Below are 3,175 nucleotides of genomic sequence, written 5' to 3'. Positions count from 1 at the left end.
ATCAAGCCGATGATCAGCGCCACAATCACAATGACATCAGCCTTGATGACCCGTGCAATCAATGGGTTGTAATCGCCCACTTGCCACGCCACTGCAATAAAGCCAACCGTGCTCATCAGGCCAAAGCACATGGCCAGCAGGCGTAAATCTGCCTTGAACATGGCCACCACGAACAACACACCCAGCAAACCGAACAACAAGGCGCGGTGTTGCATGGCAATCAACAAATTCGGGTCGTCAATTGCAACGCCATAAAGCCTTTCAAGCGTGGTTTTGCCCATGATTCCGCTGAGCGGTAAAAAATGGATGATGGCTGCGATGGCCAAAGCAATGTTGCTGATCCAGTTCATGGTGTTCCTCTTGTTGAGGTCCAAGTATGAGATAAGATTAGCGGTCGAATCAATGACCTCACAGATCAATGTCCACACCTGCTGCTGAAATGACCGCTCTTGATCAACCCCCCGCACCGGTCAGCCTGATGCCGGCCTTCTGGTTTTGGTTGAAGCTGGGTTTTATCAGCTTTGGTGGGCCAGCCGGACAAATTGCGATCATGCATGAGGAGCTGGTGGAGCGCCGCCGCTGGATTTCCGAGAAGCGTTTTCTACATGCCCTGAATTACTGCATGTTGTTGCCGGGCCCGGAGGCTCAACAGTTGGCCACTTACCTTGGGTGGTTAATGCACCGCACTTGGGGGGGAATAGTCGCAGGCGCCTTGTTTGTGCTCCCATCACTGTTTATTCTGATTGGGTTGTCGTGGATTTATATTGCTTATGGCGATGTGCCTGTTGTTGCTGGTATTTTCTATGGCATTAAGCCAGCAGTGACCGCGATCGTGTTGCATGCGGCACACCGCATTGGCTCTCGTGCCCTGAAAAACAACTGGATGTGGGCAATTGCGGCAGCGTCTTTTGCGGCGATTTTTGCCATGAATGTACCCTTTCCCATCATTGTGGCCACAGCTGCAGTGTTGGGGTTTTTGGGTGGCAGGTTATACCCGACCAAGTTCAACGGCAGCGCTGGGCATGCCGGTGCACAAAAATCGTATGGCGCTGCTTTAATTGACGACAACACCCCGACACCCGAGCATGCCCGTTTCAGCAAAGTTCATTTGGCCAAAGTGGTTGTGGCAGGTGCATTGCTTTGGCTGGTGCCCATGGGCTTGCTGACAGCAAGCCTGGGTTGGCAAAACACCTTCACGCAAATGGGCTGGTTTTTCACCAAGGCGGCCTTGCTCACCTTTGGTGGTGCGTACGCCGTGTTGCCTTATGTGTACCAAGGCGCAGTGGGCCATTATGGCTGGCTGACACCCACGCAAATGATTGACGGTTTGGCTTTGGGCGAAACCACACCCGGCCCGCTGATTATGGTGGTGGCATTCGTGGGTTTTGTAGGTGCTTATGTGCAGGCTGCCTTCGGACCCGAGAACGCTTTTATTGCGGGTGCACTTGCTGCTGCCTTGGTCACATGGTTCACATTCCTTCCGTCTTTTCTGTTCATTCTGGCGGGTGGTCCTTTGGTTGAAAGCACCCACGACGACTTGAAATTCACTGCACCTTTGCTGGCCATTACCGCTGCTGTGGTTGGCGTGGTAGTGAACCTTGCCGTATTTTTTGCCTATCACGTGCTGTGGCCTGAGGGCTTGGAAGGTCATTTTGACTGGGCCGCCCTAGCGATTACCTTGGGTGCTGTCACTGCACTTTTTTACTTCAAGTGGTCGGTGATGCAGGTGCTGGGTACTTGCGCAGCGTTGGGTTTGGTGCTGAGTTTTGTTACAGCTTAAGTAGGAGATGGTTTTGATCACCAAAGAAATGATGAATGAATTCATCAACACGCAATTTCCACAAAGCAAAATCACGGTTGAACATGTCGATGGCGACTCCGCTACCATTCGCCACAAAATCACGGTGGCTGAACTGCGGCCCGGTGGCACTGTGGCTGGCCCCGTCATGTTTTTGGTGGCCGACTGCGCCTTGTATGTGGGCATACTGGGGCGAATTGGCATTGTGCCTTTGGCAGTGACCACCAACATGAACATCAATTTTTTGAGAAAACCCTCAGCGGATCGCGACATTATTGGTGTGTGCAAATTGATTAAAGTGGGAAAGACACTGGCCATTGGCGAGGTGAGTGTGTACTCCGAAGGTTTGCCCGATCCCGTGGCGCATGCCGTGGGCACCTACGCCATTCCACCCAAGAAAGACTGATTCGTTCAATTCAAAGGAGCACACCATGAGCAATACCATTCGCGTACTGGGTATTTCCGGCAGCCTTCGTACGAAATCTTGCAACACGGGTTTATTGCGTGCGGCGTCAGGGCAGTTACCCGAGGGTATGGAAATGCACTTCGCCAATTTGATCGACTTGCCATTCTTCAATGCTGATCTCGCTGAACGGCCAGCGGCTGTGCAAGCCTTTTTTGAACAGTTACAACAAGCCGATGCTTTGTTGTTGGCTTGCCCTGAATACAACTACTCCATCGCACCCGCTTTGAAAAATGCGATCGACTGGGCATCACGTTACCCTGACAACGCTTTGCTGGCTGGTAAACCTGTGGCCATTTGCGGCGCAGGTGGCGGCATGGGTACGTCGCGCGCCCAATACCATTTGCGGCAGGTGTGTGTTTATCTTGATTTACATCCCTTGAATAAACCGGAAGTATTTGCCAATGCATTTGCGGGTGGTTTCGATTCGGATGGCAATGTCACTGACGACAAAATCAAGTCCAACCTGGCATCCCAGTTACAGGCCTTAAGGGCATGGAGCCTTCGCCTGAAAGGGTAGGGGTGAAATAAATTTCACATCAACCCTAAAGAATCATTTTTTCCAAGCGTTAATGAATCATGAGCAGCGCACGACAGTGCACGACACTGAAGGCGACTGACTCTTAACTCAATAAATTGCTTGGAGAATTATCATGCTAGGAATCAACACCAACGTAGCCTCACTGACCGCCCAGAAAAACCTCTCAGGCTCTGGCATCGGTTTGAACAACTCAATTGCCCGCCTGTCCTCAGGCCTTCGTGTCAACAGCGCCAAAGACGACGCAGCAGGCCTGGCCATTGCCGAGCGCATGCAAGCGCAAATTCGCGGCTTTGATGTGGCTGGACGCAACGCCAACGACGGTATCTCTTTGTTGCAAGTGGCCGACGGTGCCATGGGCAAGATCAGCGACAAC

At 52.1% G+C, this 3,175-nt stretch carries 4 protein-coding genes and 1 pseudogene; 4 read left to right on the top strand and 1 reads right to left on the bottom strand.

Annotation, left to right across the window (positions count from 1 at the left end; all coding sequences use genetic code 11):
• Positions 1 to 350: phosphopantetheine adenylyltransferase (locus B4N58_RS11780; RefSeq protein WP_291749565.1), on the bottom strand; the 350-nt coding region annotated here is incomplete at its 3' end.
• A gap of 68 nt (positions 351 to 418) precedes the next feature.
• On the opposite strand from B4N58_RS11780, the gene chrA reads away from it, so the two are divergent.
• From chrA to B4N58_RS11760, 4 genes and pseudogenes are all read left to right on the top strand, one after another.
• Positions 419 to 1,780 carry a chromate efflux transporter gene (chrA, locus tag B4N58_RS11775; protein WP_414673777.1) on the top strand — a complete coding sequence of 454 codons (1,362 nt, stop codon included), beginning with the start codon at positions 419 to 421 and terminating at the stop codon, positions 1,778 to 1,780.
• A 13-nt stretch (positions 1,781 to 1,793) separates the two neighbouring features.
• A complete protein-coding gene (locus B4N58_RS11770) occupies positions 1,794 to 2,204 on the top strand; it encodes a PaaI family thioesterase (protein ID WP_008253008.1) in 411 nt (136 codons plus the stop codon).
• A 25-nt stretch (positions 2,205 to 2,229) separates the two neighbouring features.
• Positions 2,230 to 2,781: an NADPH-dependent FMN reductase gene (locus B4N58_RS11765; protein WP_291749562.1), complete on the top strand. Its 552-nt coding sequence runs from the start codon at positions 2,230 to 2,232 to the stop codon at positions 2,779 to 2,781.
• Positions 2,782 to 2,914: 133 nt separating this feature from the next.
• Positions 2,915 to 3,175: pseudogene (locus B4N58_RS11760) on the top strand (flagellin FliC); the annotation flags it as partial.

The sequence above is a fragment of the Limnobacter sp. UBA3528 genome, from assembly GCF_002377005.1.
Taxonomy (GTDB): domain Bacteria; phylum Pseudomonadota; class Gammaproteobacteria; order Burkholderiales; family Burkholderiaceae_B; genus Limnobacter.
The sequence above is the reverse complement of the archived record's forward strand: the minus strand, read 5'-3'. Positions and strand labels throughout refer to the sequence as shown.

Excerpts from the sequence above, each read along its gene's own strand:
- B4N58_RS11765 (WP_291749562.1), top strand. The coding sequence starts at position 2,230 with ATGAGCAATACCATTCGCGTACTGGGTATTTCCGGCAGCCTTCGTACG.
- chrA (WP_414673777.1), top strand. The coding sequence starts at position 419 with ATGTCCACACCTGCTGCTGAAATGACCGCTCTTGATCAACCCCCCGCA.